Source organism: Roseomonas sp. TF40 (assembly GCF_057219975.1).
On the sequence record NZ_JBXVVR010000001.1, the window covers coordinates 769,330 to 795,180 of the forward strand.

Annotated in this window: 37 protein-coding genes and 1 tRNA gene; 11 read left to right on the forward strand and 27 right to left on the reverse strand. The window is 69.8% G+C overall.

The annotated features are described in order from the left end of the window. Window positions 1-59 precede the first annotated feature (59 nt). Window positions 60-293, forward strand: a complete 234-nt coding sequence (locus AC2D9U_RS03155; RefSeq protein ID WP_484746398.1) for a hypothetical protein — start codon at window positions 60-62, stop codon at window positions 291-293. Window positions 294-626: 333 nt separating this feature from the next. Next, on the forward strand, window positions 627-929 hold the full coding sequence (locus tag AC2D9U_RS03160; protein ID WP_484746400.1) for a hypothetical protein: 303 nt from the start codon (window positions 627-629) through the stop codon (window positions 927-929). Window positions 930-1,052: 123 nt separating this feature from the next. Here the strand turns inward: AC2D9U_RS03160 and AC2D9U_RS03165 are convergent, their stop codons facing one another. From AC2D9U_RS03165 to AC2D9U_RS03190, 6 genes are all read right to left on the reverse strand, one after another. After that, window positions 1,053-1,184, reverse strand: a complete 132-nt coding sequence (locus AC2D9U_RS03165; RefSeq protein ID WP_484746402.1) for a hypothetical protein — start codon at window positions 1,182-1,184, stop codon at window positions 1,053-1,055. 103 nt (window positions 1,185-1,287) lie between these two features. Beyond that, window positions 1,288-1,968 (reverse strand): hypothetical protein, encoded by a 681-nt coding sequence (locus tag AC2D9U_RS03170; RefSeq protein WP_484746404.1) that lies wholly within the window; start codon window positions 1,966-1,968, stop codon window positions 1,288-1,290. Window positions 1,969-2,656: 688 nt separating this feature from the next. Next, window positions 2,657-4,804, reverse strand: a complete 2,148-nt coding sequence (locus tag AC2D9U_RS03175; protein ID WP_484746406.1) for an AAA family ATPase — start codon at window positions 4,802-4,804, stop codon at window positions 2,657-2,659. A 126-nt stretch (window positions 4,805-4,930) separates the two neighbouring features. Then, the gene (locus AC2D9U_RS03180; RefSeq protein ID WP_484746407.1) at window positions 4,931-5,281 is read right to left on the reverse strand and encodes a hypothetical protein; all 351 of its coding nucleotides are present in this window, start codon (window positions 5,279-5,281) and stop codon (window positions 4,931-4,933) included. A gap of 71 nt (window positions 5,282-5,352) precedes the next feature. Further along, window positions 5,353-5,754, reverse strand: coding sequence for a hypothetical protein (locus AC2D9U_RS03185; protein ID WP_484746409.1), 402 nt, complete (start codon window positions 5,752-5,754; stop codon window positions 5,353-5,355). 751 nt (window positions 5,755-6,505) lie between these two features. Then, the gene (locus tag AC2D9U_RS03190; RefSeq protein WP_484746411.1) at window positions 6,506-6,682 is read right to left on the reverse strand and encodes a hypothetical protein; all 177 of its coding nucleotides are present in this window, start codon (window positions 6,680-6,682) and stop codon (window positions 6,506-6,508) included. A gap of 638 nt (window positions 6,683-7,320) precedes the next feature. Between AC2D9U_RS03190 and AC2D9U_RS03195 the strand changes: the two genes are divergently transcribed. After that, a complete protein-coding gene (locus AC2D9U_RS03195) occupies window positions 7,321-9,348 on the forward strand; it encodes a hypothetical protein (protein ID WP_484746412.1) in 2,028 nt (675 codons plus the stop codon). A gap of 285 nt (window positions 9,349-9,633) precedes the next feature. Here AC2D9U_RS03195 and AC2D9U_RS03200 read toward each other — a convergent pair whose 3' ends face one another. Then, complete coding sequence (locus tag AC2D9U_RS03200) at window positions 9,634-10,155, reverse strand: hypothetical protein (RefSeq protein WP_484746414.1); 522 nt, start codon at window positions 10,153-10,155, stop codon at window positions 9,634-9,636. Window positions 10,156-10,649: 494 nt separating this feature from the next. Between AC2D9U_RS03200 and AC2D9U_RS03205 the strand changes: the two genes are divergently transcribed. Then, window positions 10,650-10,973, forward strand: coding sequence for a hypothetical protein (locus AC2D9U_RS03205; RefSeq protein WP_484746415.1), 324 nt, complete (start codon window positions 10,650-10,652; stop codon window positions 10,971-10,973). Then, the gene (locus tag AC2D9U_RS03210) at window positions 10,970-11,614 is read left to right on the forward strand and encodes an IbrB-like domain-containing protein (protein WP_484746416.1); all 645 of its coding nucleotides are present in this window, start codon (window positions 10,970-10,972) and stop codon (window positions 11,612-11,614) included. The genes AC2D9U_RS03205 and AC2D9U_RS03210 overlap by 4 nt, the downstream gene beginning before the upstream one ends. Before the next feature lie 61 nt (window positions 11,615-11,675). Here the strand turns inward: AC2D9U_RS03210 and AC2D9U_RS03215 are convergent, their stop codons facing one another. From AC2D9U_RS03215 to AC2D9U_RS03250, 8 genes are all read right to left on the reverse strand, one after another. Continuing rightward, window positions 11,676-12,323, reverse strand: a complete 648-nt coding sequence (locus AC2D9U_RS03215) for a hypothetical protein (protein ID WP_484746418.1) — start codon at window positions 12,321-12,323, stop codon at window positions 11,676-11,678. Window positions 12,324-12,446: 123 nt separating this feature from the next. Next, on the reverse strand, window positions 12,447-13,136 hold the full coding sequence (locus tag AC2D9U_RS03220) for a phosphoadenosine phosphosulfate reductase domain-containing protein (RefSeq protein ID WP_484746420.1): 690 nt from the start codon (window positions 13,134-13,136) through the stop codon (window positions 12,447-12,449). Next, window positions 13,133-13,810 (reverse strand): hypothetical protein, encoded by a 678-nt coding sequence (locus tag AC2D9U_RS03225; protein ID WP_484746422.1) that lies wholly within the window; start codon window positions 13,808-13,810, stop codon window positions 13,133-13,135. The genes AC2D9U_RS03220 and AC2D9U_RS03225 overlap by 4 nt, the downstream gene beginning before the upstream one ends. Next, window positions 13,807-14,769, reverse strand: a complete 963-nt coding sequence (locus AC2D9U_RS03230; protein ID WP_484746424.1) for a hypothetical protein — start codon at window positions 14,767-14,769, stop codon at window positions 13,807-13,809. Before AC2D9U_RS03230 ends, AC2D9U_RS03225 begins: the two co-directional genes overlap by 4 nt. Before the next feature lie 22 nt (window positions 14,770-14,791). Continuing rightward, window positions 14,792-15,094, reverse strand: a complete 303-nt coding sequence (locus tag AC2D9U_RS03235) for a hypothetical protein (RefSeq protein WP_484746426.1) — start codon at window positions 15,092-15,094, stop codon at window positions 14,792-14,794. Window positions 15,095-15,142: 48 nt separating this feature from the next. After that, complete coding sequence (locus tag AC2D9U_RS03240) at window positions 15,143-15,268, reverse strand: hypothetical protein (protein ID WP_484746428.1); 126 nt, start codon at window positions 15,266-15,268, stop codon at window positions 15,143-15,145. Next, complete coding sequence (locus tag AC2D9U_RS03245) at window positions 15,268-15,615, reverse strand: hypothetical protein (RefSeq protein ID WP_484746429.1); 348 nt, start codon at window positions 15,613-15,615, stop codon at window positions 15,268-15,270. The genes AC2D9U_RS03240 and AC2D9U_RS03245 overlap by 1 nt, the downstream gene beginning before the upstream one ends. Then, window positions 15,615-16,403, reverse strand: coding sequence for a hypothetical protein (locus tag AC2D9U_RS03250; RefSeq protein WP_484746431.1), 789 nt, complete (start codon window positions 16,401-16,403; stop codon window positions 15,615-15,617). Before AC2D9U_RS03250 ends, AC2D9U_RS03245 begins: the two co-directional genes overlap by 1 nt. A gap of 362 nt (window positions 16,404-16,765) precedes the next feature. On the opposite strand from AC2D9U_RS03250, the gene AC2D9U_RS03255 reads away from it, so the two are divergent. Further along, window positions 16,766-17,260 carry a hypothetical protein gene (locus tag AC2D9U_RS03255; RefSeq protein ID WP_484746433.1) on the forward strand — a complete coding sequence of 165 codons (495 nt, stop codon included), beginning with the start codon at window positions 16,766-16,768 and terminating at the stop codon, window positions 17,258-17,260. A 27-nt stretch (window positions 17,261-17,287) separates the two neighbouring features. Here AC2D9U_RS03255 and AC2D9U_RS03260 read toward each other — a convergent pair whose 3' ends face one another. The 10 genes from AC2D9U_RS03260 to AC2D9U_RS03305 form a co-directional block, all read right to left on the reverse strand. Next, window positions 17,288-17,797 (reverse strand): hypothetical protein, encoded by a 510-nt coding sequence (locus tag AC2D9U_RS03260; RefSeq protein WP_484746435.1) that lies wholly within the window; start codon window positions 17,795-17,797, stop codon window positions 17,288-17,290. After that, a complete protein-coding gene (locus tag AC2D9U_RS03265; RefSeq protein WP_484746437.1) occupies window positions 17,797-18,057 on the reverse strand; it encodes a hypothetical protein in 261 nt (86 codons plus the stop codon). The genes AC2D9U_RS03260 and AC2D9U_RS03265 overlap by 1 nt, the downstream gene beginning before the upstream one ends. A 1-nt stretch (window position 18,058) precedes the next feature. Next, window positions 18,059-18,316: a hypothetical protein gene (locus AC2D9U_RS03270; protein ID WP_484746438.1), complete on the reverse strand. Its 258-nt coding sequence runs from the start codon at window positions 18,314-18,316 to the stop codon at window positions 18,059-18,061. Then, window positions 18,316-18,645 (reverse strand): hypothetical protein, encoded by a 330-nt coding sequence (locus tag AC2D9U_RS03275; protein WP_484746440.1) that lies wholly within the window; start codon window positions 18,643-18,645, stop codon window positions 18,316-18,318. The genes AC2D9U_RS03270 and AC2D9U_RS03275 overlap by 1 nt, the downstream gene beginning before the upstream one ends. Before the next feature lie 231 nt (window positions 18,646-18,876). Then, on the reverse strand, window positions 18,877-19,215 hold the full coding sequence (locus tag AC2D9U_RS03280; protein ID WP_484746441.1) for a hypothetical protein: 339 nt from the start codon (window positions 19,213-19,215) through the stop codon (window positions 18,877-18,879). A gap of 14 nt (window positions 19,216-19,229) precedes the next feature. After that, window positions 19,230-19,439, reverse strand: coding sequence for a hypothetical protein (locus AC2D9U_RS03285; protein ID WP_484746442.1), 210 nt, complete (start codon window positions 19,437-19,439; stop codon window positions 19,230-19,232). Beyond that, the gene (locus AC2D9U_RS03290) at window positions 19,436-20,005 is read right to left on the reverse strand and encodes a DUF1937 family protein (RefSeq protein ID WP_484746444.1); all 570 of its coding nucleotides are present in this window, start codon (window positions 20,003-20,005) and stop codon (window positions 19,436-19,438) included. Before AC2D9U_RS03290 ends, AC2D9U_RS03285 begins: the two co-directional genes overlap by 4 nt. A 1-nt stretch (window position 20,006) precedes the next feature. Continuing rightward, a complete protein-coding gene (locus AC2D9U_RS03295; protein ID WP_484746445.1) occupies window positions 20,007-20,195 on the reverse strand; it encodes a hypothetical protein in 189 nt (62 codons plus the stop codon). Continuing rightward, complete coding sequence (locus AC2D9U_RS03300; protein ID WP_484746447.1) at window positions 20,195-20,587, reverse strand: hypothetical protein; 393 nt, start codon at window positions 20,585-20,587, stop codon at window positions 20,195-20,197. The genes AC2D9U_RS03295 and AC2D9U_RS03300 overlap by 1 nt, the downstream gene beginning before the upstream one ends. Before the next feature lies 1 nt (window position 20,588). Continuing rightward, the gene (locus AC2D9U_RS03305; protein ID WP_484746449.1) at window positions 20,589-20,882 is read right to left on the reverse strand and encodes a hypothetical protein; all 294 of its coding nucleotides are present in this window, start codon (window positions 20,880-20,882) and stop codon (window positions 20,589-20,591) included. 165 nt (window positions 20,883-21,047) lie between these two features. Here AC2D9U_RS03305 and AC2D9U_RS03310 point away from each other — a divergent pair, with 165 nt between their 5' ends. The 5 genes from AC2D9U_RS03310 (at window position 21,048) to AC2D9U_RS03330 (ending at window position 24,661) form a co-directional block, all read left to right on the forward strand. Next, a complete protein-coding gene (locus AC2D9U_RS03310) occupies window positions 21,048-21,893 on the forward strand; it encodes a helix-turn-helix domain-containing protein (protein WP_484746450.1) in 846 nt (281 codons plus the stop codon). 159 nt (window positions 21,894-22,052) lie between these two features. Then, window positions 22,053-22,298 (forward strand): hypothetical protein, encoded by a 246-nt coding sequence (locus AC2D9U_RS03315; RefSeq protein ID WP_484746452.1) that lies wholly within the window; start codon window positions 22,053-22,055, stop codon window positions 22,296-22,298. A gap of 68 nt (window positions 22,299-22,366) precedes the next feature. Beyond that, entirely contained in the window at window positions 22,367-22,846 is a 480-nt protein-coding gene (locus AC2D9U_RS03320; RefSeq protein WP_484746454.1) for a hypothetical protein, read from the forward strand. A gap of 151 nt (window positions 22,847-22,997) precedes the next feature. After that, window positions 22,998-23,630, forward strand: coding sequence for a helix-turn-helix domain-containing protein (locus AC2D9U_RS03325; protein WP_484746455.1), 633 nt, complete (start codon window positions 22,998-23,000; stop codon window positions 23,628-23,630). Then, window positions 23,549-24,661 (forward strand): tyrosine-type recombinase/integrase, encoded by a 1,113-nt coding sequence (locus AC2D9U_RS03330; RefSeq protein ID WP_484746457.1) that lies wholly within the window; start codon window positions 23,549-23,551, stop codon window positions 24,659-24,661. The genes AC2D9U_RS03325 and AC2D9U_RS03330 overlap by 82 nt, the downstream gene beginning before the upstream one ends. A gap of 10 nt (window positions 24,662-24,671) precedes the next feature. Here AC2D9U_RS03330 and AC2D9U_RS03335 read toward each other — a convergent pair whose 3' ends face one another. Next, window positions 24,672-25,553, reverse strand: a complete 882-nt coding sequence (locus AC2D9U_RS03335; protein ID WP_484746459.1) for a hypothetical protein — start codon at window positions 25,551-25,553, stop codon at window positions 24,672-24,674. 172 nt (window positions 25,554-25,725) lie between these two features. After that, a tRNA-Ser gene (locus tag AC2D9U_RS03340) sits at window positions 25,726-25,817 on the reverse strand. Between the last annotated feature and the right edge of the window lie 34 nt (window positions 25,818-25,851).

The window sequence follows — 25,851 nt, forward strand, 5'->3', positions numbered from 1 at the left end:
GGTCTGGATGGCAGCGCCGGAGATGCTGTAGTGCTCGAATGAATAGACAAGGGAAGCCGATGGGCACCGCAGAACTCTACCAAGTTTACCTCAAGCGGCGGGACGAACTGCTGAAGGACACCGAGGACTTCGCCAGGGAACTGGCGCGGCACGCGGAGTTCAACCGGCAGGCGGGCGCCCCGTCCAAGGAGCACCTCAACAAGGAGCGTCAGCGACTCGCGCAGCACCGGCAGCACATCGAGGAACTCTCGCGCGCGATCGACGAAATTGAGCGGCTCGCTGGAGGTGGGTAACAACCCGCCCTAGACCCCTAACAAAGCGGACAGCGGCACATCGAGAAGGCCGCAGCGCCCGCGGCGGCCAGGCGAACACGTGGGGGCGCGCCTCCTGTGCAATCGGAGAGGGCGGCGGCCGGTTGGTGGCCCGGCCGCCGCGAGGTTGGAACGCGCTGTCTCTTGGAAGCCCGACGCAGCGCGCCGAGCAAGTATCGAGGGTCAGTCCAGGCTCAGCGAAAGTCAATCCTCATTTACGTATAATAAGCACAAATCTGTTGACATGAGGGTTTGGAACCCCATATGGATGATGGGCAGGTTCTGCCTCGATGCCGCTAGCAAGGAGACGACGAGATGAACGGTTCCCTGGTCAGTTCGGTCGGCAACCCGATCGCGACGATGGCGTTCGCGGTGCTCGATGGCCTGCGCAGCGCGGCGGCTACCGAGAACGCCCGGCGCGCCGAGGGCTGGCAGAACTACCACGCCGAGCGCGCCATCGGCCGCGAGCAGGCGCTGTGGATTGCCGTCGACCAGCTGCGGGCTGCGATGGCGCTGAAGGACGCCCAGATCGAGGCCCTGCGCGATCAGGTCGCCGAGCTCGTCGAGGAGAACAGCGACCTGCACGAGGAATTGGCTGAGGTCCGCGAGCTCGCCTGACCGGCAGCGACTGGGCAATGAGACACGAGGGGAGCGGTCCCGGCAGGGGGCCGCCGTCTCCTACTTAGGCCTGCTCGCGGGCGGCTACGCGGCGACCACGAACACGACTGCAAGACCGCGCGCCTAATCGATGCAGCAGTCGCCGACCTCGGGAAGGGCCCCGAGCACGTCGTAATCGATCTTTTCCGCCGTCAGCCCGGCGGCCGCCAGGGCGGCGACAATGGCCAGAACGCGGCCGTCCATCGCGTCGTCCATGTCGCCTCGCACCTCGATGCCTCTGAACACGAAACCGCCGCACCCCACCTTGCTGAGGGGCGGCGGTTTCGCACGGGATCACTGCCGGGGAATCAACCGGCGCTCAGGCGGTGACTGGCTCCCGGCCGGGGTGCCGCACGCGCCGGTCAGCCCCCGGCATGTGCTCCGGGCGACGGGATCGCCATGCCTCGATCACGCGGGCGGCGCCGATCGCCTCCGGCTGGCAGCCAAGGCGATCCGCCTCAGCGCCCTGTTCCAGGGTCGGCAGGCCTGGCACGAGGTCCCTACCGGTCAGGTGCGCGACCAGCGCCCCTGCCTCGGTCCGGGAGGCCGTCTGCAGCCGTGGCACGTCCAGCGAGCGTAGCCAAAGCTGCCAGTCGCGCGGCAGCCGCCCGACGATGCCCTGCAGCCGCGCCGGATCGGCGCCGTCGGCCAAGCGCTTACACAGCGACCGCAGCCGGTCGCCGTGGACGGCCAGTTCCGCAGCTTCCCGGGCCTCCGGTGTCTCGGCCGCGAGCTTCCGGTGGACCTCGTCGTGGCCCTCGACGCGTCCCTTACCCTCGGCCGGTGCACGGTCGGTGGTCGCCCTGAAGGGTGCCGTCGCGTGCGCCAGCAGCCAGCCCGGCGTCTGCACGGCCACCGACGCGACCGCGACGCTCGTGTTGCGGCAGACCTCCCAGACCCAACGGCCGCCGCGCCTGATCCGCTTCAGCACCGGCTTCGCCGCGGCCAAGGCCGCCTTGATGGCCTCCCACGCCGCCGACAGCATCTCACCGATCCGCATGGACAACCATCCCGGAGGCACCACCCCCACGCCGGAAGCCTGCAGCGACGGCTCGCAAGCCAGAAGAGGCTCGACATCCCCGACGTCTAACGGATGCTAGAATGTCTATTCAAATCCACAACCTACGCCTAACTCGCGGCGTATATCATGCTGCTTCTGAACTGCCCGTCGCGGCGTCATCCAGGGCCGCGGCGGATTTCCCCCTGCACGGCCTTCCAGCGCCTGCGGCGATCGGCCTGCCATGCCGCGCGCCTGCCATCGGCGGCGGACTCCAGGTTCCAGGCGCAGCTCCTCGCACGCGCGTAGCCCGCACGGTCACGCGCATGCGCGCGCGTACAGGCACCTAAAGTTACGCTAAACGCCGTGAACATACCGTAATCTGTTGTTCTGATTGGCGAAACAAGTCCGTTGACAGCCGCCCGGATGGCCGTGCCGCGGAACCCGACAAATGCGATCCATAACCCTGGCTGGCGTGCTTCACGACCCCGGCTTCCGTGATTCAGAACCGGGGCAGATGTGCGACGGCTCCCGCTGGATGTGCTCCGCCTTCCGCGTCGCGTGCGGCGGCTTCCGGTGATTCACGGCCGACGCGGCCCGTTGCCTCGCGTTCCGGCGGGCGCGTTGGACGCCCTGCCGAGGCAAGGCCACAGCGATCGGCGGGGCACCTCGCGGGCTTGCCGCCCGAGCCTCACGGGTCTTGCGCGGCGTGGCCTGCATCCGGGGCCTCAGGGCGCGGCCGCGGGCGCGGTGCCTGGCGGTGGCGCGCAACGATGCGCTCGACCTCCTCGCCGGCGAGAGCGCCGCGGGCGACGAGTGCCTCCGCGATGGCCTCCAGCGCCGGACGGTGATCGCGGACCATGCGTTCCGCGATGCCGAGTCCCTCCCGCACAAGGCGCTCGGCGTCGCGGGCGAGATCGGGCCGGGCCATGGCGGCAGCTAGGCTGCGCGGCTCGCCCGCCCACAGCAGCCGGTCACCCAGGCCCCACGAGCCCGCCGCGGCCCACGCGAGTTCGGTCGCCTGGGCGAGGTCGCTGCTCGCCGGGCCGCCTGCGCTCGCCGAGGGCTCGCCGAGGACCCCCTCCTCGGCCGCGCGGCCGCCGAGCAGGTACGCCAGGGACTGCCGCAGCACGGTGGGCGTCATCGCCCGCTCGCCGCCGCCCGTGACGACGGCGCGCCCGCCCGAGCCGGGGCGCTGGTGCAGGTCCACCTGCCGCAGGCGGCCGGGCATCAGGCGGGCGGCGACAAGTGCGTGCCCCGCTTCATGGACGGCGGCCCGGTGCAGAATCTCGGGCGGCAGCGGCTCGGGCTCCGGCCCCCGGATCTCGATCGCCAAGTCGTCAGCCGTCACGGGACGCCCGGCATCGCGGGCGCGCCGCCGGGCGCCTCGCACCCACCGCTCGCAGTCCGCGCCGGTGGCGCCTGCCTCGGCGGCCATGGCCGCCGCCGCCGTGAGGTCGCCGCCCGGCAGGTCGTCCGCGCCGAGGTGAACGCGCAGGATGGCGGCCAGCGCGTGGGCGTCCGGCAGCGGGATGCGGATCGTCCGGTCCAGGCGCCCGGACCGCACCAGCGCCGGATCGAGGTTCGTCGGGTCGTTCGTCGCCGCGATCACGACCACGCCTTCCCGGCCGCCTACGCCATCGAGGCACTCGAGCAGGCAGGTCGTCACCGCCCGCCAGTAGTCGTCGTGCTCCCGGCTGCCGCCGCGCGACGGGATCGTGTCCACCTCGTCGATGAAGAGGATGCAGGGTGCCGACCGCCGCGCCCTGTCGAACTCCTCGCGCATGGCCTTCAGCAGATCGCTCAGGTAACCGCGGCCCGAGGCGGTGTCCCAGGCCGCAAAGGACGTCGCCAGCAGCGGCAGGCCGGAGGACCCGGCGAGCGCACGGGCGAAGGTCGTCTTGCCGGTGCCGGGCGCCCCGGCGAGAAGCACGCCCCGGTCCACGGCCGACCACGGCAGGCGGCCGCGCGCGTAGTCGGCGAGGTCACGGCAGAGGTCCCGGCCCCAGGCAACCGCCTCGTTGGCGCCGTGCAGCTGGTCAAGCGTCATCACCGGGCGGTCCGGCGCGGCGGGCAGCGACAGGCTCAGCACCCGGCCGATGAAGTCGTCTGCAGCCTCGCCGACGCGTACCGCCAGCCGTAGATCGGCGGGCTGCACGCGGGCGGCCTCCTCGTCGGTCACGGCGGCCGTGGCGCGGCTGCCGGTCAGGAGCTCGGCCACCTCGCGCAGGAGCCGGGGCATCATCGGCTGCGCCGCGAGGCGATGGTCGGCCGCGCGGACGAGATCCCGGTGCAGGAGGCGATCGGGGGCGTGCGAGATGCCGACCACGCCGCGCCCCCGTCGAAGGGCCGCGGTGATGCCCTGCGGCGCACCCGCGCCCCGGAGCGACCGCTCACCATCCGCGGGCCCGCCATCGGCCGACACGCGCAGCCAGACGGCGTCGTCCTCGGCCGCGCCGAAGCCCCGCTTCTTCGGCTTCTCGGACTGCCCGGGGACGACGTGCGGCCACGCCTCCATCAGCGCCGAGCACCAAGCCGCGGAGGGCGCCTCGACGATGACGAGGCCCGGCCGATCCTCCAGCGCCTCGCGGCGGCCGGGGACGGCATCCAGCGCCGTCCAGAGCATCGCAGCCGCCGCCATGCGTGCGGGGTCCGGCAGGTCGCGGCGCTCGGCCACTGCGCTGGCGGCCGCCTCGACCTCCTCCATCAGCTCGTCGAACGCGTCGGCCGCCATCGGCTCGGAGAGCTCGGCCTCAGCGATCGATTTGGCGATGGCGGCCTCGACTTCGGGCGCGAGCCGCATGGGCTCGCCATCGGCGGGGGGGTCCTGGTCGGACATAGGGAACCTCACAAGCGGGGGACACGGGCGGGGCGTCAGGGCGCCGACGGTATCCGCTTGGCTGTCATGAGGTCCGCGAACATGAGGCCCGTATGCCTCATATCCTCGATGTTGGCAAGGGCCGCGTCAGGTGGAGTAGGAGAAGTAGCCGCCTGCCCCGTAGTCGTAGACCTCGGCGCTATTGCCGTTGACCTTCACCTCGAAATGGGAGCCTGTGCCGTAGTCGTAGCCTTCGTACTTGTCTCCGTTGAACTTGAAGTCGATGTGGGCACCCTGCCCGTAGTGATAGAGGCCCGGCATGTCGCCGCCGAAGTGGCCGCTGTTGGTGTAGTCGTAGCCTTCCACGCGATCGCCGCTCACCTTGACGGAGACGTTCACGTGGCTGCTCTTCGAGTAGTCGTAGACCGACGACAGACTGCGACGCTGCGCGTGACTGAGCGCAATGGCCGCGATGGCGGCCCTCACTTCGGGCTTCATGTTGTCTCTCCGATTTCGTGGCCACCTCAGGTGGCTTGCGGCCCGGCCACGTTCAACCGGCGTCGGAACGACTACGCGGCCCCCGGCGGTCGCAGCGCCTGCCAGGCGTCGTTCAGGTGGTCGCCAGCATTGCGCAGGATCGCCCGCAGCGCGGCACCTACGCAGTCGTCGGCCGCCTCCGGCACGACGCGCTCCAGGGCCAAGGCGCAGCCCTCGACGGGCGCCAGCGCGTCCCGCGTCTCCATCCCCCGCCAGCAGCCGTCCTCGATGGCGGCGGCGAGCTCGCGGCAGGCGTCACGGTCGTGGGCCACCAGCGCCGGGTGCCGGTAGTCCGGGACCGCCATGCACGCGGCTGCGGCGGCCGAGACGGCGTCCAGAAAGCGGTCCATCGAGGCCGAGGGTGCCGGGATAAAGGCGGCCGGGCCGTTGTGGCGCACCCGGCCGGACGGGAACTCGATGACCGTGGCGGTCATCCATCCAGCTCCTCGAACTCGTCCAGGGACGACAGGATGAAGTCTGCCATCGCGTTGGCGGCCTCTTCCGCGTCTCCGTAGAAGGCCACGGCCGGGTCGTCCCAGTCGGTGCTCATCCCCTCGTCGCACAGCCGCCAAACCTCATCGCTGAACGCTTGCGCGACACCGTAACCCCGTTCGTCCGCAGGACCGCGTAGCCGTCCAGCCCATGACCATCGCAGGACAACGTCGCGTATCGATCGCTGTCCGGGGAGTCCTCGTCCCGGCGGAACGCAGAGATGCCGCGCCGACGAGCTGATCGCCAACCCGGCGGCGGGACGACATTGCCCGGCGGCGGAGCTCCTGCCGGATCTCCTCCCGGCGGGCAGACTCCTCGCGCGCCAAGCGCTGCCGCCACTCGGCCGCATCCACCCGGTCGAGGACAAGCCCGGCCTCCGGGACGATGCCGCAGGCCGCCTCGGCGCAGCGCCGCAGTCCGGCAGGCAGCGCGGCTGCCCGGTCCTGGGCTTCCCGGCGCCTGGCGGCCGCGTAGGGGTCTTGCACCTCCTCGGCGGGTGCCATGGCGGCGTCGCAGATCTCGGCCGCGCGTCGGGCGTCCCGCCCTCCAGCGCCTCGCCGACATTCAAGCCTCCTCCAGGCGCTCGGCGACCTTCAGCACCGACACGCCCTCGCAGCAGAAGGCAACGAGGAGCATCTCGCCCTGCATGCCGACCGCCTGCACGGCCTCGCGGTACTCCCCGACCGCGGCGACCTAGGCGACCATGCAGCCGTCCCGCGACAGAGACTGCGGCTTGCAGATGCTGATGCTCCGGGCCTCGGACGCCCCGTGCACTCCCCACTCCCAGGCGGTGCGGAAGCGGTTCGCGGCGGACTCCGTTTCCGCCGTCACCCGGCCGGACGCGATCAGTTGCCGCAGCCCGGTGGCCATGTGCTGCACCCGAGGTCCGCCGTGCTCCACCGGGCGGCGCTACGGCTCGGCCAAGTGGCCCGCTCAGCGCTCGGAGGGCGCTGTGACGACGTGAACCGGGTCGCGCGGCTCCCCCAGGACGGACGACTTCTTCGCTGTCTTCTTGCCTATCGCGCTCATCCCCTGGGCTAGGCGGCCTCATACAGGGGTGTGCAACCGGGCGGCGAGGCGCATGCCTGAACGGGAAATTTGCAGCAGGAACAGAAGCTTGCCCGTTATGCGCGGCGTATATCGTGTTGCTCCTGAACGACCCTGCCCTGAAGCCTGCCATCGCGGCGGACGACCTCTCGGCGGCCTGCCTCGCCTGCGGCGCTGTGAGCTTCCGGTCGGTGATCTTCCAGCGGCAGGCGGACTCCAGGCGTCCTAGGCGAATCCCTCTCGCGCGCACGCATGCGGGTGCGCGCACGCGCGCGATACTAGAGTACTTAATTTACGCTATACGCCGCGACATGGCTATAAGGCGCTGAAATTAGGCTGTTTTCCCATCTAGGCTTGCAGGCGGCGGCAGAATGGCTTATAGTAGGTTTACGAGCCTTATATGGCTCGCGCTCTGGTGGGGGGCGTTCATGGGTGTGTCCTGGCAGCGGCGAACGCCGCGCGTGAAGTCGATCGTGCCGTCCAGGACCCCGGCCCGCGAGGCGTCCGGGACCGAGGATGTGCCGGAAGCCGCGCAGGCGCAGTCGCCGGGCGGCGGCACCGGGCTCAAGGACTTCTCCGCGAAGCTGAACCCGGCCGGGCTGCTCGACGACTGCCCCGGCGGCTGGCCGCGGGAGTTGCTGGCCCTGAACGCCCTGTTCGCCGGGCTATGGGTCCTCGGCCACCGTGACGTGGGCCTCGCCGAGGTCCTGGAGCTCACCGGGCTGCGGCGCTGCGACGTGCTGGCCGCCCTCGGGCCGATCGAGCGCCGGGGCCACGGGCATCCGCAGGTCGTGCTCCGCCGGGACCGGCTGGTCGTCGTGAAGGCCGACAACCGGCTGACCAGGCCGCCGATCTACCGGTGGATCCGCGTGGCCGACATCCTCGCCGCGCCGGACGAGGTGATGGTGCGCTGCTGGCTGGCCTTCGAGCTCGCAGCCGCGCGGCGCGGCGGCGACTACGAGTGGTCGCAGGAGCCGGTGGAGCCCGGTCCGCGCCGGAAGGCCCGCAGCGCCGAGGACGAACTCAGGCGCCGCCTCGCCCTGCCGGATGAAGTCGGGCCCGAGCGCGTGCTCCGGAAGTCGATGCTCTGGGTGACCGAGCGCATGAAGGGCTGGAAGCCCGAGCTCGGACTGTCGCCGGACGGGATGCGCCTCGTGATCCGCTGCCGCCCCACTGAGTGGCGGTCCCGCTACGTGCCGGAGCATGTGAAGTGGATGCTGTCGTGCGACGATGGCTACTCCGATGGTCAGCCTCTCCGGCTCGGCTGGGTGGACGCCTCCCGCGCGCTCGAGGAGGCCCAGATGCGAGGCGGCCTGCGCGCCGAGGCATGGGAGATCCGGCCGCTCTGGCTCGCGGCGGCCGCGTGGCTGGTGGGCGGCCTGAAGCAGTTTCCCTTCCCTTGCGAGTACCTGCCGCCAGGGGAACTCCGGCGTGAGTTCGGCCGTGGCGGCGCGGCCGCCGCCTACCGCCGCCTGCTTCAGGGGGTGCGCGACTGCACCGGCGCGACGAAGGCGTCACCCTCCGGTTGCCCGTGGACCTTCGGCGAGGACGACCGCGAGACGCTGGAGGAGGCCCGTGCGGCGCGCCGGTCCGGCGCCACCCTCGTCGTCGAGCAGGTGCAGCTGGTGCGGCAGGACCCCGAGCGGTGGATCGAGCGCGAGCGCAGCGGCCTGATCCGCGTGACGGCCGCCGAGATCGTGGCATGCCTTCCGGAGGGTACCCCGGCCGCTCTCGCCGCCATCGCGGAGGCGGGCGCGGCGATGACCGGCGATGACATCCGCCGTCTCGGCAGGTGGCACGCGGCTGACGGCGGCGACTTTCTCGCTCACGCGGCGAACGCAGCGGCGCTGCGCGCCCTGGAGGCCGAGGAGAAGGCAGGCGGCGACCGGCCGCTCCTCGCCGCCCTGCGCGCGCTGGACGAGCACGAGGACGGTAGCTCGCTTTGGGAAGCCGCCGGGATCGTGGGGGCCGCCTGGCGCGAAGCTGTCGAGGGCAAGCGGCGCCTGAACCCGTTGGCGGTCCACGAGCGGCCGGTTCCGCGTCCGGCTGTCGTGGTGGCACCGCAGCCGCCAGCGCGTAACGCCGTCCCCGGGCCGGTCGCGGCCGCCCGGCTGCCGCAGCCCCAGGAACCGCCCCGTCCCGGCTCCAACGCCGGTCCCTGGGAGCGCAGCCGTCGCCGTGACCTGGCCTGGGACCTCGTGGGTATCGAGGGGCGGCGCCAACTCGACATGATCCACGAGGCCCAACTCATGGAGGACGGCAGCGTGCGGATCGTCGGCCTGCTCGGCTTCATCGACGAGGGCGTCGTCGCGGCGGCGGCACGCTCCGGCTTCGCGCGCATCGTGCTGCAGCGTGCGGGCTACAACCGCAGCACGACGCCGGTCATCGACACCGGCGACGAGTGCTGGACGTCCGAGCCGCACGACCACGACGCGCTGGACCGTTTTCTCGCGGCGTGGGACCAGCGCGACGCCCTACGCGCAGCCTGAAGCCCGCGGTGCCAGCACCGCACCGGCACGGCATCCGCACGGCAGGATACCGTCACCGCACCGTGCAATCCTGTCGATAACCAGCCCGACAAATGTGATTCACGACTTTGGAAAAGGAATTCCGAAGTCGCCGGATGTAATTCGGAAACCGTCAGTAAGGGGGGGACTCCGATCCACGCGAACCCCGTCCGATGCCCGAGCTCCGCGCCAGTGAGGTGGCGCGCGGAGTGGACAATCCGTTGACGCTTGGCTCGGCGTGGGTGGCCAGCCAAACACCATCAACGATCAGGGCTGAGTGCCGTCGTCGAATAGCTCCCGCAAGCAGGCCAGCACGATGCGGGCGTTGCCTTGCAGGATGTCCTGCCGAGCCATCAGGTTGATGTCGAAGCGGAGCGCGTGGAGCCCTAGCGCGAGCTTCCTGCCGATCCGGACATCCGCCACGACGCCACCATCGGTTTGCGTCAGCAGCACCTCCAGAGCGCCGAGCGGCTCGATCACGTCGCCGGAGCACGCCATGGCGTAGTCCGTATCCGAGAGGTAGCGGACCGCATCCCGCACCGCCTGAACCACCGACGCGCGCGGCAGGCTGCTTCCCGCGAAGGGGGCCACACCGTAGAGCTGCCACTCCCAGTCCTCGATTACCCGATCGGGGTCGTCCCGCAGCGCCGCCGCCGAGAAGGCGAGGCGAGCGGCGTCGATGTTCAGGTCCGTCCAGCCGAACCTGACGTCGCCGTCGAACTCACCGACGATGACCGCATCCGCCTCATCCGGCGGCACCAGCCTGCCGTCCAGCACGTCACTCCGCATCCCGGATCTCCTGCTGTAAGCCTGCGGATAGCAGGCACGGCGCCCAGGTATGATCGGCCGAGCCCGAAACAAGCAGTTATCCAATAAAGTCCCCACTTTTTCCGGAGCGTGCCCAATGTTGACAACGCGCCGACCTGTTCTCTGACACCAGCGCATACACTTTCGTCCGGGAGTGTATGCGTGTGTGTCGGGATGCCGGTTTTCCTGTGAGAAGCCCACGATCTTCCTTGCGATCGGCCAGCGGGCTCCGCACTCCTGTTGCATGGGGCAACGGGAGGCTGGCGAGGGCGGCATGGGAGACGGCGGGCTCAGGGAGGCGGTGACCGAGGCGCGGGCGGCCGGTTGGACGGCAGCCAGGTTCGCCTCGGCGCTCGGCGTGCGGAGGGAGACGGTGTGGCGCTGGCTCACCGGCGCGAGCCCGATGCCGCGCTGGCTGCCGGTCGCATTGGCCGCCGCGCTGCCGCAGATCCGCGCCGCACGGGAGGGCCGCTGACATGGCGATAAAGACCTTCATCGACGCCGACGTTCTGTCAGCGGCACTCCAGCGCATCTCGCACGCGCTCGACCGCTGCCCCCGGGGCCTACGTGCCCTTCAGCGGCGCAAGGACAGCGCCGTGCTCCTGCACCTCGTTGCGGACGAAGCCTGCAGGCGAGGCCGCTGCGCGGGCGTGCAATTCATCGACTGGGAGGCGCAGTTCAAGGTTACCGTCGAGCATGTCGCCGAGATGCTGGCGACCTACGCCGACGTGCTGGAGGCCTACTGGGTCTACGCCGAGGCCCGCGAGGTCGCCGCCGAGGTCAGGGGGACGGCAGGATGACGGACGACAGGACCGCGGATCTCGTGGAGCGCGCGAGGGCGCTCTTCGCCGAGGTGGACGCGCTGCCCGAGGACCGGCGGATGGACGCGGTGAACGCGCTGCCCCTCGCGCTGCGGGAGCACAGCCCGATGAAGGCCGAGCCGGTGGACTGCGTGGTCTGGATGGACCAGGCCGCCGTCCACGTCAACGACTACAACCCGAACAGCGTGGCACCGCCGGAGATGCGGCTGCTCCAGCTCTCCATCCAGGCGGACGGCTACACCCAGCCCATCGTCGCCATGGCCGAGGAGGACGGTCGCTTCGAGATCGTGGACGGCTTCCACCGCAACCGTGTCGGCCGGGAGGTCGGGGCGGTCCGCAAGCGCGTGCAGGGGCGCCTGCCGGTGGCAGTCATCAACGCCGGGCGGGCGTCGAAGGAGGACCGGATGGCCGCGGCGATCCGGCATAACCGGGCGCGGGGGAAGCACTCGGTCGAGACCATGGCCGAGATCGTGGTGGACCTGCACCGGCGCGGCTGGGGCGAGGAAAGGATCGCCGCCGAGCTCGGCATGGACGCCGACGAGGTACTCCGTCTGCGCCAGGTGACCGGGCTGGCGGCGGCCCTCGCGGACCGGGCGTTCAGTCGGGCGTGGGAGGCGTGAGGCGAGAACACATGTCGACAGGTGGACGGGGGCCCGTGAGGCCCCCGTTCGATTCTGGGCATCAGACCACCGGGCGTCCTCGGACCAGCAGCAGGACCAGGAAGGTCGCGGCGATGGCCAAGCATATCTGGCTAGGGTCGTAGGACACGAGATTCAGGGTTCCGTGGCCCAACACCTCGAGCGGCAAGGTAATCTTGACTCCGTGGATCGTCAGGAAATCCTTGAGCGACGGATTGTAGCGGGCGATGGTCGGAAGCCGGACGATGAAGAGCTCGTGCCCGATCGTGAGCGCCGACAGGTAGAGCAGCAGCAAGCCGTGGTACCAAACCAGCGCGTTCCGCTCCCGCCGGTGCAAGAGGGTCTTTTTGACGGCGAACGGCAGGAAGATGCAGGCCACGATGATGAAGTCGAAGAAGCCGTGGTCGCCACCCCAGTACTCCAGCCGCATATTGAACAGGTAGCGGGCGCTCTCGAACGACTGCTCGCCCGCGTTCAGCGCGCCGCAGTAGGCGGCCGGATCGGCGGCCTTGCACCTTCCGATCTCGGCGGCCCCGTCCATCATCATCCCTTCCCAGCGGAACCGGTTCAGCCACAGGAACAGGGTCGCGTAGGCGGAGCCCACCACGTAGAAGAGGTGCGGACCGAGGCGGAACACCTCGCGGACCGGATGCCGGGCGCGCCCCCAGGCACGGCGAAGAATCGTCAGCATTCTGTAACCATCGCATGGCGCGGAATTGCTGTCCCAGCTCCTGTGCGAGGCCCGAAACCGAGCGGCCCGATCTCACCAGGCGTTCCAGTCCCGGCGGCGCATCTTCGCCGCCTGCCCGGTGCGTCAGCATTCGTAGGCGAGCCAAGTCTCCTCGGACCGTTCCCAGCACCGATCGTCGGCGTCGTCGTAGCGCGCCAGCCACGGCAGCCCGGCCGCCTGGATGCGTGCCCAGACGTCGCGGGCCGACCAGTCGTAGATGGGGCAGCAGGTCATGGGTCGCCCGTCCTGCGTGCGGTATAGCCAGCCCTTCCGCTTGAACACGGTCCGGTGCTTCAGGCTCTCTTCGGTCCGCATGCCGATGAGGACGCCCGCCCAGCCGCGGGCGATCTGGTGATCGGCGGCCTGGCGCTTGTAGGTCCGCTCCATCCAGCGGACCGCCTCGTGCTCCTCGGGGGTGGCGGGCGTGGCGAAGAAGTGCCCGACGCGGTTGAACGCGTCCCAGGCACCGACCACGTCGCACATGTCCACCGCCAGCCCGTGGAGACCCGCGAGGCGACGGACGTGCTCCACGTTCTCCTCCGGCGTCGCCCGGTAGCGGAACAGGAACACGGGTCCGCGCCACCCGGCCGCCACGGCCACCGACAGCACCGCCGTCGAATCCTTGCCGCCGGAGCAGGCGCAGGCCCAGGCGCCCGGCGATGCGGCCAGCGCCTCGCGCACTCTGGACACCGCCTTCTCCACAGCGCGCCGGTGGGACGGCAGGCGCGCGTGCAGGCGCGCGCCCTCCATCGAGAACGCTTGGACCCGGCTCACGCGACCCGTCGCAGGTCGTTTACTGCGCTCATGAAGGGGTCCATCTCGTCCGGCAGGATGCACATGACCCGGTTCTCCGCGAGATGTGCTGGCGGCCGCAGTGCGGCGATCAGCCGCGTGCCGGTGATCCCGCGCTCCTCGGCGAACGCCACCGGCACGGGCCGCCGGATCGTGACGGCCTCCACCTCCTCTACGGTCCACCTCGTGACGCGGCCGAGGCCCCGGCTCCATCCGCTGCCGATGCTCGGGATGCCCGCGAGCAGGCGCCGGACTTCGGCGGCGTCGCCGATCGCCTGCCATGTCACCGCGCGGGTGACGGTGAAGTGGCGCGGCTTCCGCATCGCCTTGTACGGCCCCATCGCCGTTTGGACCTTGCTCACACCCGGCACCAGGCGCTCGGCGTCGAGGACGTCGAACCGTCGGTGGATGAATCGGTCGAACTGCCGGATGGGCTCCACCTGCGGCACTCCGGCGGCGTACCACCACTGCCCGCCGTGGCTCTCCACGGCCAGCGGCAGGTCCTCGACGGGGCGAAGGTCGATGTTGGTGCCCATGTCCGGCCCCAGCCGCTCGCGCATGAACGCGTAGGCCAGGATGCCGTCGAGGGTGGGCGACCAGGGATCCCCGGCCGCGTAGCCCGCCGGGGTCTCCGCGGTGATGACGAGGGGCCTCATGCGGCGATCCTGAGGACCGTGCGGATCTCGGCGGCCGAAGCCAGCATGTGCTCGCGGAACTCGGCGACGAGCTGCGCCGCGAACGGCGACCGGACGCACTGGCCCGCCTCCGCCGTCACGCACTCGTCGTCCCGCCAGCCATCGACCTCCATGGCGTAGGCCAGCGTGGCGAGGCCGTGGCCCCGGTTCGCCTGGCCGCCGATGAAGGGCGAGAAGGCGAAGTCGGAGAGCGACCGCAGCAGGCAACCCAGCTCCACGCGGGAGACGTGGTTGGCGTGGATCTCCGTGTACAGGACGGTGCCCGGCACCACGAGCTCGCTGCCCATGCGAAGCTGCTGCTCGTTAGTCTTCCCGGCCTTTTTCGGCTTCTCCTCATCCGGGGCCGCCGCCAGCCAGTCGTCGCCGTCCCGGGTGCGGCTGTCGTCGCGGCGCGAGAACTCCTTCTCGTACGTCAGCGTCCCGTACCGCACACGGCGCGCCTGCTCGTGAAGGTGCGCCGGGAGAACGGGGATCGCCTCGCGGCACACCGGGTAGGAGTTGAAGACCCGCATCTTCCCGGCCAGCAGCTGCGTGCCGATCCCGCCGCCGAGCAGGGCAACCATCGGCAGGGCGGCGCGGATCGAGCGCGCCCCCGCTAGGTCCACCTGCTTCTCCTGGCCGTCCAGGCGCCCGCCGCTGAACAGCAGGTGGAAGCTGTCCAGGGGCAGCCTGCTCCCGGCCGTCTCGGCGACGCGGCGGGCCATCATGTCCCTGATCTGCCCGCGCCAGGCGTTCCCCGAGTAGCTGAAGACCTCGGCCACAGTGCCGTCGGGCTGCACGATCGGGTCCTGGACGAGGTAGCCCGTCGTCGAGACGGACTCCCCGATGTGCGACAGCGGGCTGCGGAGCGTGAACGTGCCGGTCAGGCGGACATGCTCGAAGATGTCGGCACCGGATGTGTCGTCGGTCGTGTCGGTCATGGTCGTTCTCCTGTGATCGGGTTCAGGCGGCCGGGGCGGCCGCGAAGAGGTCGTCGGCCGCGATCTGCAGCATCCGGGCGCGCCAAGGCTTCCGGGGCGCGTCGTCTCCGGTGTCGTCGGCCTCCTCGGCCGCGCGCTCCCGCTCGATCCGGTCGCGGACGAGGAGCACGCACAGCGAGGTCTCGCGGTAGAGGGCGCGCAGCACGGCGGCGGGCTCGGCCAGCGGCCTTGCCAGGAGCCCGGTGACGAAGGCGCGCCCGCCGTCTTCCGCCTCGCCGACGGGCCGCAGGGTGTCGCAGCCGAGCCGGGGCTTCAGGCGTTCCACGAACTCCGGCAGGGTCGCGGCGCGCTTGGCCGCACCCTTCGTGAAGCGCTAGATGCGGCCCCAGAAGTCGGTGTCGACCTTCAGGCGCCGGACGTCGCGGCTGGCGTAGACCGCGTGGATCAGGGTGGCGGCCGTCGCGGCCGCCCGGTCCTGGGTGTCGTAGCCGAGAAGCATCACATGGCCTCCCCTCGGGCGAACAGCTGCCACGCCTGGACGAAGGCCATGATGGCGGTGTCGGCCTCCTCCCGCTCCCCGCCAACCAGCATCGCGCCGATCTCGTCGGCGGCAGGCGCCCAGCTGACGAGCAGGTCGGCCGCCTGCTCCGCCGTCACGCCGAAGCGCGAGGCCATGCTGCCCGGGCCGACGGCACGCCACAGCCCGTCCGGCACGTTCTCGATGCCGTAGCTGCCGTTCGGCCCGTAGTAGCCGTCGTTCGTCGCCCGCAGGCCGAGCGCGTCGGCGACCTGCCGCAGGCGGTCCGCCGGGTGGGGAGCGGTGGCGGTGTTCTCGATGGCGTGCATCACGCGGCTTCCTTCTGTTCGGTCGTGTCGGTGTCGCGCGCGGGACCGCGGGCGACGGCATGGGCGAGGCGCAGCAGCCGCAGCCGGGCGTGTCGGTGCGTAGCGATCAGCGCCTCGATCTCGAGCCAGCGGGTGATGCCCACCCGCATGATGGCGGCGGTCGGGTAGTGGCCGCTGAGCAGGGCATCCCGTCCGAGGCCAGACGCCAGCGCGGCCTCGAAGTCGGCCAGGACCGCGGCGAACTCGGAGCGCCGGATCCAGACCGTGTCCTCCTCGACGAGGACCGGGAACACCTCGCGGTCCCGGGCGATGGTCGCCCGGTGCATCAGGTTCTTCGCCCCGGCGGTCGTCATCACCGGCAGGAACGGCGGCTCGGGCGGCGACAGGAGGAACGCGCGCCAGTCCTCGCGGCGCGGCACGAGGTGCCCGGGCGCGCCGCCGAAGATGTGGCTGTACGAGCGCCACGCGGCGTTGAACCAGAGCTTCACCGGCAGCCCGCGCTCGCGGACCACGGCCTGGAACGTGGCCCCCACGGCGAAGAAGGCGCAGGCCCCGCAGGCGGCCAGGCTGTCCGGGGCGGCCAGCGTCTCGGGCGGCGCGAAGCTCTCCGCGATCACGCGCTCGGCCTTCCACGGCGTGCCGTGGGCCGCCGCCGGTGCGCCGCTGACGCGGCACGGGACGTCGGTGCCGTGCCAGGCGTGGCGCATCGTGGGCGGCCCGTGCGGCGGGCGGCCCAGAGCCGAAAGCGCGAAGGCCGTCGGCGTCAGGTTGTCGAGTGGATGCTCCATGTGGGCTCCTTGAGGTGATGGCATTGCCCCCAAGGTGCCGCCCAACAGCACGCAATCAACAAGAAAATGAAGAAAATTCGCGTCCTAACGCTCGTTAGTGCTTTCCCGATCACGTTGTATACATTGTTTTCAGATAAAAATCGACACTATGTTGCTTTTGGCTTCAGCGCAATTCATGGCCCACGCTCGATTTCAGCGAACCCGGCATGTTCAGGGGCTTCGAGCCTGCTGGTCTTTACAGTACCGGAAGGCGTCATCAGATGACGGCTACGAGGCACATTTCCGGAGAGCACGCGTGAGCACGCGTGAGCACGGATCGGGGCAGAGGGCGGCCGAAAGAGGAACCCTTGCAATGGACGGCCTTGAAACAGCTGGAATACGGAGCCGCATGGGTAGCTCACATCGCGGCGACAACGGTAGGCGCTGCCGCCTTCGCCGCCATCGGCTTCTTCTTGATCATGTTCCTTCTGGACACGCGGAGCCTGGTCGCGCGCCTCGCACTCGTCGCCGTGCTGGCGTTCGCGACACAGGCGTTCCTGGGGTTTGCACGCTGGTGCGACCACTACCTCAACAGCATTCGCCCGAAGCCACCGAGCCGCGACCCGCAGTGGCCACCTTTTGACGCCACCTTCAGCACCCAGCACAGGGTAGATCTCCGCAGCTTGGCGGATGAGGTGAAGATGATGACTTCAGACCTGATGGAAAAGCAGGATGCCCGCTTCAGAGACCTTCTCGATGAGCAAGAGCGCCGTACCACTTGGCGTGACGTCTACATCGGCTTCATCTTCTTTGTCATAGGGGCCTTATTCAGCGAACCCTTCAAGAAGCAATGGGATCGCGTCGTCCCCGGCTTCTGAGGTGCTTGACCTTTGGGATCAGTCTCTTCAGGCGGCGTCACCGGCCGCCTTCATCCCGGACACAGGAGCGCCATCACGCAGGACCGCCGTTGGAGCGGAGCCCGCGCGGATCACGGCCAGCCACTCCTCGTAGGTCGCCGCCTCGTCTGCGAACGCCAAGGCCGTGTTCACCGTGAGCCAGCGTGCCAGGGCCTCAGCCGTGGCGCAGACCGGCGAGATCGGCGTGCCCTCGGTCGTCGCCTCGTACATCTGCCAGCCCGTGCGCTCGGCATCCGGCCAGTCAGGTGTGTAGGCCGCCAGATCGGGGGGCGGTCCGTGCCAGTCCTCGAACGTGTAGGCGGCCACCGTTTCCGGGTCCGGACGCCATGCTCCCGCAGCGTAGTCGAAGGTCTCACCCCGCAGCCAGGCGGCGTGGTGCTCCTCCCAGAGAGTGGCCCGCCCCGCGAACTCACGCCCATCGTGCAGCGGGATGAAGGCACCCGCCGCATCGGTCGGGTGCCGCCATCCGATCGGCACGCGCCGGACCTCGCGGCTCATCAGTCCACCTCCCGCAGCTGCTCGCCGGGCTCCACGTCGTCGGCCTCCTCGCCCCAAGGATGCGGCGAGGCGAACTCCGCGTCGATGCGATCCCGGAGTTGGGCCACCTTGTCGCGCACGAGCTCGGCGGTGTCCTCCTGCGAGGACAGGCACTCGTAGCCGTCCGAGAGCCGGAACACGGAGAACCACATCATGCGCATTGGGTCGGCGCGCCCGGCCGTCTCGACGCTGATCTCGTGGCCGCGATGGATGACCTTCACCTCATGCCTCCTCGCGGATGGGCCTCGGGTCGAAGGCGGAGCCGAAGCGCTCAAGGCGACGATCCCTGAAGCCGCGGTCGGCTGGCGTCCAGTACGCCGCCCGGCCCTGCCACCAGACGGAGTCACCGGGCACCGGCATCTCCGGCGCCTCGCGCACGTGGATCGCCAGCTCGTCGTTGAAGCCGTGGGTCGCGTCCAGCACCCATAGCCTCGTGGCGTCGCCCATCGTGCGGACGTCGATGATCCTGCCGCCAACCATCAGCCTGCCTCCCCGAACTCGTCCATCCCTTCCGCGCCATCGGTGCCCAGCGGCTCCCGGCTGGTCCGCACGCGGCGGATCTCCGACGCGAGGGCGGCAACGCAGATCTCCTCGAAGTCCCGGCGCATCGCGGCGCGCAGGCCGCTGTCGGATGGTGCTTGGACGGCACCAGCACCAGCGGTGGACTCCTCGTGGCGACACGCTGCGCACAGCCATGTCCCGCCAGCGATGCCGAGCCAGTTGTCCTCCCGGCATTCCGGGCACCGGTTGGCCCGTCCGCGCGCCACCCCGATCGGCACGCCGACCGAGAAGCAGGCATCCTCACGCATCGCGCGTCCTCCCCCTACGGCGCGCGATTGCCTCGCGTCGTCCTTCCAGCTGATACGTCTTCGGCGCGCCACGTCGGGCGGCCTCCCAGTTAACGGCCTGGCTGACCGTGCTTCTGTGGCACCCGAGCATGTCGGCCGCTTCGCGCAGCATCAGCCCGCGTTCCCGGACGAGGTGCCACGCGGCACCCACGTCGATCAAGAAGCCTGGCCTGCGACCGGGGCGCGCCATGGTCAGCCCTTCGTCGTCGGGGTGCGCTGCATGGCCGCGAGGCGGCGTCGAGCCTCGCGGTTGGGCTGCACAGTTGCCGATAGCGTCCCGCCGACCGCGGCAGCGAGCCGGGCCTGCTCGCGCGCGGCCGCGGCCCTGGGCGCATCGAGCTTCGCGGCCCGTCCCTGGATCTCGCGGATATGGTGGCTCGCCGCGTCGGCGATGACGGCAGCAAGCGAGCCGGAGATCTCCGACATCACCTCCTCGTCCACCTCACTGAGCGCGTCACCGATGCCGCAGCGGCCGGACAAGCCGTCGAGGACGCCCGCGACCGCAGCGCGCACCCACGCCGTCTCCGGCATGACTGGTGAGGCAATCATCTCGGCTCTCCTCGAATGGCGCAGGCAGCCGCCGCGCTTTCGGCGCCACGCACGGCGTGTGCTGCCATCTGCACCTCAGCGCGAGCGGCATCCCGTTCGGCCCGGGCGTCCTGGACGGCCGCCAGCATCAGTACGCCGACCGGCACCTGAAGGGCGGCGATGCCCGCATTCACGCCCAGAGCGAGGCGGAGCATATTCGGCGTCATACCGCTCTCCGCCAGTTCACCTGGATAGCGCGGACAGTCGCGTGGACCTTGGGCAGGTTGTCGCTGAAGTGCTCCTCTTCGTAGGAGAGAACAGCGAGGACACGGCCTGCTTCGTCTCGCACGGATACCTCGACGAACGAAGGCTGGCACTGCTGGCCAGGCAGGAACCTGATGAACCCGCCAAGAGCCTTAATCCGCTCCGCCCACGTGCCGAGCAACGATGCTGGGACGTCGCCGGACTCTGCAAATAGGACCGGCTTACCGGCCGCCCTGAACGCCTCGATCTCCATGGCGATGCCCTTGGACAGCTCCCACGTGGGCAGCTTCACCGCGATCAGGCCAACCGCACCGCGCATCAGCGGCTCGTCTATCGGCATCCAGATGTCGTGGTCGTACGGGTCGATGCCGCCCAGCGCGGCGATAGGATGCTTGTGCGCGATGGGCGACACGACGGCGACACCCAGCTTCACGTAGAGCGCTGCCTCGCGGGCGGCTGCCTCGAACGCGGCCTCGATCCCGCCGGGGAACTTCGAGTAGGGCGTCGCCAAGTACCAGTAACCGTCCATGTCAGACGCCTCCCTTCTTGCTCTTCTTCGCGGAGCGCGTTCCCGCAGCGGCGGTGACCATATCGGCTATGGCGGCATCGAAGCGCCGGTTGAACTCGGCCCGGTACTCGTCCTCTGACCAGTCCGGGTGCTCGGCGCGGATGTCGTCCATGCTCGCGGCCAGCTTCCAGCCGTTCCCCTCGGCACCCATCACGCTGCCTCCCCGATCACGGCGGCTTCTTCGGCGAGCCTCTTCTCCCTGCGCTGCAGGGCGTACCGGACGCCCTCGACGGAGCAGCCGACCTTGGCGGTCGCCAGCGACAGGCTCAGGCCCTCGCCGTGCACCATGCGGTGCAGCCGCTCGGCGTCGAGGCGCGGCCTGGGCCCAACCCGGCCGGGGCCGATCGGCAGCCGTGACCTGGCCTCCGCCATCGACGGCAGGCCGAGCAGCCTGGCGACCCTGTTGACCGAGCGGCTCACCGCCCCCGCCGTCACGCCGAGCGCGGCAGCGGCCGCCTCGACGGACTGCCTCTGCTCGCGGACCAGCCGCCACGCCGCTGAGGGGTCCACAGGCCTGCGGCGCCTCTGCCTGCGCGCGGCCATGTCAACGGCCCTCCGGAGCGTCGGTCGCGCCCTCGGCGGGCACCCCGGCCTGCGGGGCCGACCGGCGGGCGCGCTCTTCGTCCATGAAGCGCTCTACCCGGCGGATGACGGCCAACGTGCCCCAGACGTCGCCCCTCCGGAGCCGATGCACGAGGCGGCAGTTGCCGGTCGCCCGGACACTGAACTCCCACGAGCCCATGCCAGTCTCGGCGAGGAACTTCTCGATCTCGTCCAGGAACGCGACCTGAGTGAGGCCCTCCGTTTTCCCGTGCATCCCGGCCTCCCTTGGGCTCATGAGCCTCATCATGCTTGCCTGAGAGAGGAGTGCGGAGCTAAACGACGAGGCGCAAGCCCAAACTGGCTCGAAGGAAGGAATCAGATAATGCCCAGAGGCGTCCGCCGCCCTATCGAGCAGCTCAAAGCAGAAGGCGGGGCTCTGGGTAGCCGCATCCTGGAGCTCATGCACGTCAGGGGCTTCAGTGCGAGAGGATTGTCGCTGGCCAGTGGGCTGGCGCCGGATGCCGTCAGAAATATAACGCGAGGGAAAGCCAAAAATCCGACGCTTCCTTCTTTGCGTGCATTGGCGACTACTTTGAACGTTCCCCTGGAAGCGCTAGAGAACCCGACATCGCCGCTGCCGGAACTCAGCGCGCCGCTTCCCGGACCGCCCGCGGCGCAGGCCGCCATCGTGATCGTGCCGTCGGTTGTCGAGGTGCCGGAGGTGGACCTGGGAGCCGTGGATCCCGGAAGGCCCGGTGGCCTCCTGGCGCTGCCCGCTGTGACCACTTGGCGCCTGCCTGCCGACCTGTTCCAGGAACACGGCGGCGCAAGGCCCGTGGCCCTGCTGTCGCCGACCGATCTGCTGTTCTTCCTGGGCATCCGCCCCGGCGACCGGATCATCATCGACGCCGCCGCCGTGCGGTTGGTGCCTGGTCAGTTCTTCCTCGTGTTCGACGATGGCCTCGGCGGCGCCGTCCTCGGCCGGATCGAGCACGATCTCGGCGGCAAAGACAGCGCGCCGAGGAAAGCACCACTGCCCGCGTCGAACCCCGACAAGCACGAGTTCCTCTGCGTGGTCCCCGGCCAGGAGGGATTTGCCGTCCGGATCAAGCACGACGATCCCCGAGTCCTCGGGCGGTTCATGGGCCGACTGGAGTTCGTGGGCAGCCGTCCCCTCCAGATGCGGACGAGAGCGGCGGCCGAGAGCGCGCGGACACCAACCGGGGCGGGAACGTCACCGGCCTCGCCAGGGCGCAGCCGCAGGTTCGACCCAACTCCGGGCCAGGTAGCTGGGGAGGACGAGTAGGCCAGGGGGTGTGATCGGCGGATCACACCGATAACCAGATTTTACCCATTATGCTTATTGGGCTCGACAGCCCACTTTGAATGAGTCAGAAGGCCTCTGCTCGAAGGCGCGCAGCCCTGGGTCCGGGCATTTCCCGGCCCTGAGAACGGAGAACCTGAGATGTCTAACCGCACCAAGGGTCGTGATGGCGGCCTGACGATGAACGAGTTCCTGCTGGAGGTCGCCCGCCTGGGTGCCTCCGAGGGCAAGAGCCTCGGCGAGATCGCCCGGGAGTGGGGCACGACCCGCGAGGCCATCTCGCGGGCCCTCCACTGGGCGCGGAAGATGGGCCTGCCGAACGTGCCCTACTTTAAGGGCTACAGCTTCCCGCCGGACCTCGGCGGCCCCACCGACGACCTCGCGTGATCGCCAGGGCGGCGGGGCAGTCCCCGCCGCCCGCTCCCGAAGACAGCCCCCAATACGGAGATGCCGTCGTGGCCGATCAGACCTCTCTTATCCCGACAATCCTGCCGGAGAGCGCCATCAGCGGCTGGCTGAAAGCGAACCAGAGCCCGGCCGACTTCCGCCTCGCCAGCAGCTTCGCGCTTGGCGACTATGGGCTGGAACGCCTCTCCCCCCTCTTGGAGGCTGTCGCGGAGGCGGTCCGCGCGGCGGAGCCGGACGTCGCGCCCCTGCGCGTGGCCGCCCTCTACGGCCGCCTCAGCAAGGCGGCAGCCAGCGAGTGCGCCGCCCCCATCTACCTCCGTGAGGCCGAGCGCAGCGTGACGCGCGTGCTCGACGAATGCACCGCCCACCCGGGCGTGAAGAGCTTGGTGCGCGAGGCGCGGCAAGATCGGGGCGCCTCTTCGCCGTCGCCGCGCCTCCTGATCTGCGCCGCCCGCCTGACGGTCCTGGCCTTCGAAGGCCGCATCGCGACTGCCGTCTTCGGCCTGCTTACGCGCCGCCTCCAGTAAGCCGCGTAGGCCACCTCAGAAAGGCCGCCCGCACCGGCCAAGGATCCAGCCCGAATACTTGGCCTCGAAGCCTTATTAAGGTTCGTGAGCCCCATCAGATGGACAAAGTCCTCAGGGACCGTTATGTGGGCTTCTCTGCCGGAGTGCCGTCGTGGACCACCCCGTTTCGTCCGATCAGTCCAGCTCGGAACCCTCCGCCGACGGCCAGCCGCAGCCGCCGGTGCTCGTCATCGTGGAGGACGGCGAAGGCGCGCTGCTGGGCCGCATAACGGCGCTCCAGGCGCCGACGGTCGAGGCGTTCCGGGAGGCTTCGCTGGAGTGGCTGGTCGGCCCAATCAACCCGGCCGCCAAGTCGGTGGTCGATCTCCGGCTGGCCAAGGAAGACCGGCGGGCGCGGCGGCAGCGGTCCGCCGAGGAGCGACCCCGGGCCGAGTTTCTACGCGCCGAGGACGTCGCCCGCATCCTGCCGATCAGCGAGCGCCAGGTGCAGGCCATGGCCGCCAGCGGCGAGCTGCCCGCCAGGAAGCTCCCCGGCTGCGACATCTGGATCTTCGACGAAGCGGAGATCCGCGCCCTCGTCGCCAACCCCGCCCCCACGAAGCCGAGCAAGCCATGCCGCCCAAGCAAGCCGCCCAGCGTCCCGCGAAGCCCGACCCGAACCGCAACCTCCTCTGCCGGGGCGGTGTCTGGTACGTCCGCTACATGCTCGGCGGAAAGCCGCAGCGGCAGTCGCTTGGAACGACTGATGTCCGCAAGGCGCGGGCGGAACGCGACAAGATCCTGAAGGACGTCGAGGCCCGCCGCGATGGGCGGGTCATCGAGCGCGAGAAGACTTGGCAGGACGCCGTGGACGGCTACCTCGCCCACCAGGAAGCCAAGGTGACCGCGGGCGACCTCTCGCAGGACACCGCCAAACGCTACGCCTGCTCGATCGTGCAGGTCACGTCGGCCCTCGGATGGGAGCCGGGCGATGGCGCTGACGGCTTGCCTAAGCGGGAAGTCCCGCTGTCGGCGATCACCAAGGCGACCATCGTCGAGTTCGTCGAGGCCCGCCGGGACGAAGAGCGCGCGACCAGCACGATCCTGAACGACCTGACGGCCTGGAGCCGTGTGCTTGCCCACGCCGCCCGGATGGACTGGATCGAGGGCAACCCAGTCTCCCTGGTCGACCGCAACGAGGTGGCCGGGAAGCGGCGCCAGCGGCTGCGACCGCCGACCGACGAGGAGGTAGACGCCCTGATCCGTGACGTCGGTGCTTGGTCCGCTGACATCGCTAGGCTGCTGCGGTGGCTGCGCGAGACGGGCATGCGCCTGGGCGAGGCGCTGAACCTCCGCGCGCAGGACGTCCACCCCTGCGGCACGAAGGCCACCCTCAGCCGCGGCGTGAAGCGGGGCCTGACGCGCACCATCGACCTCGGCCGCGCCGCCGCGATGCTGGCCGACATGCCGACGAAGGGGCGGCTGTTCGCGGGGCTACCCGCCGACAGCGCCGTGGTGTCCACGCGCTACGGCCAGTGGCGGCGTCAGCGCCAGGGCCGGGAGGACCGGGCGGCCGCAGCGGCAGCACGTGAAGCCGCCATCCTCGACGTCTTCCGGCTGCACGATCTCCGGCACGCCTTCGCCTGCGCGTCGCTCGTGGATGACGACACCTGCATCTACCGGCTGTCGTTGCACCTGGGGCACACGATGGTGCAAACCACGGAGATCTATACGGCGCACCTCCGGAAAGATGGGGCGATGTGGGCCTACGGGCGCCGCACGGACCTGTTCGGCTCGCTGCCCCCGGCCGACGGCAAGGCGGCGCGGGCGGCCTGAGCGGCCGCGCTTAGAACAGAGACATCGCTGCCTGGGCCCAGGTCACCACCGCCTGCGTCACCTGGTCGATGAGCGGCAAGACCATCGGTGCGGCCGAGGCCATGGCCTCGGTAAGTGCCAGGGTGGGCAGCGCGAGGATGGCAGCCGAGATAGGCGTCTCGACTGCCTTCTCTAGCCCTTTGGTCCACCGCTCGCCCATCCACTTTCCGAACCGCGCCAGCCGGGAGGCGGCCACAACCACAACCGCGGCTTCGGGTTGAGGCCTGGCCAGTTCCTGGCGGATCTCGCCGACAGCGGCGATCGCGTCACCGACAGACGTCCCGCCCTCCGCGCGCTCGTCGTCAACGACAGGCCCACCGTTGTGGCCGATGCCTGGCGGCTGCGCTTTGAGAGACGCGAGGCGGACCTCAATACCGTCCAAACGGTCGAGAATGGCCTCGCGGTCCCGGCGCTCCTCTTCCGTACCGTAGCGGATCTCCTCGCCCCGGCGCAGGCGGCGCAGGATCTCGGCCAACGCCTGCTCAACAGGTGTCTGGTCGGCATGCTCGTCCATCACCTGATCGTCTGCGGCCTCGCGATCCGGGTGATGTCTGGATGGCGCCCAGTCGAAGATACCGTCAGACTGAACGTCGCGGATCGCCTCCTCCATGCGTTCGAACGGCACGATGTCGCCGAACTCGCCCTGGATGGCGTCGCTGGCGTCGTAGGGACCGCCCCAGACGAAGAGGAACTCCCCGTCGTCCCGTGGGGTCTCGTTTGTCGGGTCTTCGTAGTGGTGGTGGAACCACGCAGTTATGTAGGCGACTTGCTTCCTGCGCCCCATGCGCTTCAGCTGCGAGGGCGTCACTCCGTAATCGTCATCGCTCAGAAAGTAACGCTTCCCGCGCGCCATCCGCTCCCCCGTCGCCGCCGCACGCCGTCCTGGGAGCCTAGCGGCAGCCGCGGAAAGCTGTCCCACCGGAGCAGGGTTGTCCCACGACCTGTCCCACAGGCCCGAAAACCCTTATACTGCTCGACGGTCTCTACTGTAGCCTGCGGCAAAAAATCTCATGTTTACAGAGAAGTGGAGGAGGGGAAGGGATTCGAACCCTCGATAGGGTTTTACCCCTATAACGGTTTAGCAAACCGTCGCCTTCAGCCACTCGGCCACCCCTCCTCAGGGTGTTGAAGTCACACGACGTATGCGAGCG